General features: G+C 50.5%; 1 protein-coding gene. It reads right to left on the bottom strand.

From position 1 onward, the window contains the following. Positions 1–203 precede the first annotated feature (203 nt). Positions 204–1,429, bottom strand: a 1,226-nt coding sequence (locus G4P69_RS38180) for a SulP family inorganic anion transporter (protein WP_208355178.1), incomplete at its 5' end; no start/stop codon positions are given.

The raw sequence follows: 1,429 nt of genomic DNA, 5'->3' as shown, positions 1-1,429 counted from the left end.
ACTCGATGCCGCTTTTGTTCTTCAGCAAGGTCCCCAACCTTTCAACGCATGCATCATGCGAATCAGGGCTGGCTGGGAGAATCAGTTGAATATCGAGATGTGTCTTTTCGCTCATGTTTTTGAACCTGCCATATTTTTTTTGTGAATTGCAGTTGAGGTTTCGCGAGTCGCTAATCACTCTCGCGAGGACGATGATTCATGTATCACTCAGGACGAGAATAGAATGCCTTCGAAAGAACTCGCTCTTTTCTTGGGCGAGGCGTGCCGGACTGAAATCGCGCTCGGAGAGTCTCCCAGTCCAAAATGAGCGTTCCGCCGGTCGTTGAATGCTGCTTTTCCCAATTCATCAAAAGCGTTAGGCATGTGTGATCGATATAGCTAAGACCTTTAAAATCGATATGAAGCGTTGTTCCAGGAGGGACAACCTCCAGGGCAGAAGCGAGTTTGGGCAATCGCAGGAATGTCGCAGCCCCTTCGAGGATCAGTGTCATTCGGCCATTTGCACCATCTCCACGTTGGCGAATCCGTAATCGCGAAAACGTGTAGATGAGACGAACAACAGATAGTGCAATTCCAAGGACGACGCCTGTTAGAAGATCAATCGTTACCACTGTGAAGGCCACGATGACGCAGATAACTCCTTCCCATTGACTCTCCTTCCAGAGCGCACGAATAGCCGAGGTTTGAATCAGCCTGAATCCAGTCAGGACGAGTGTCGCGGCCAGTGTAGCGACAGGTATCAGTCGAAGAAGCCCTGGCGTCAACAGTACGAATAACAACATCCAGACGCCGTGAAACACTGAAGACCACCGAGATTTTGCTCCCGCTTCCAAATTGGCAGAGCTTCTGACAATACCACCAGCTAATGGAAGTGCTCCTATCATTCCACATACTGCGTTCCCAACTCCCTGGGCAGCAAGTTCTCGGTCGTAACGGGTTCTTGAGCCGGAGTGCATTCCGTCTAAGGCAGCGGCAGTCAACAACGACTCAGCACTGCCTAGGATCGCTATCGTCAGCGCGATCTGCCAAATAGTAGAGTTTGAAAGCAATTCAACAGATGGGATGCCTATCAAATGAATGCCCGAACTCAAACTGTCGAACTCGACTCGTTGGATAGGCAGATTTAGTAGGCTTGCAGTAGCTGTGGCAACGATGACAGCCGCTAAAACTGATGGGATTGATTGCAGCTTTGTCGGCACAATACGCTTCCAAAGTAGCAATATTGAGAGTGTCAACAGGCCAATTAGTGCTGCAGACAGGTGTCCCGGGTGTCCAGGATGGCCGTCGAAAATATGGAAGATGGCCCGGGGAATTCCCACAAAGTTGCCAATGGCTGTTTTGGCTGGAGTATCGTCAAGCGCGACGTGAAACTGCTGTAGCAACAATACAGCGCCAATCCCCGCGAGCATTCCTAGGATGACTGCCGGAG

Source organism: Aetokthonos hydrillicola CCALA 1050, assembly GCF_017591665.1.
GTDB classification, from domain to species: Bacteria; Cyanobacteriota; Cyanobacteriia; order Cyanobacteriales; family Nostocaceae; genus Aetokthonos; species Aetokthonos hydrillicola.
Note: the sequence above shows the minus strand (reverse complement) of the source record. Positions and strands in the feature narration are given on the sequence as shown.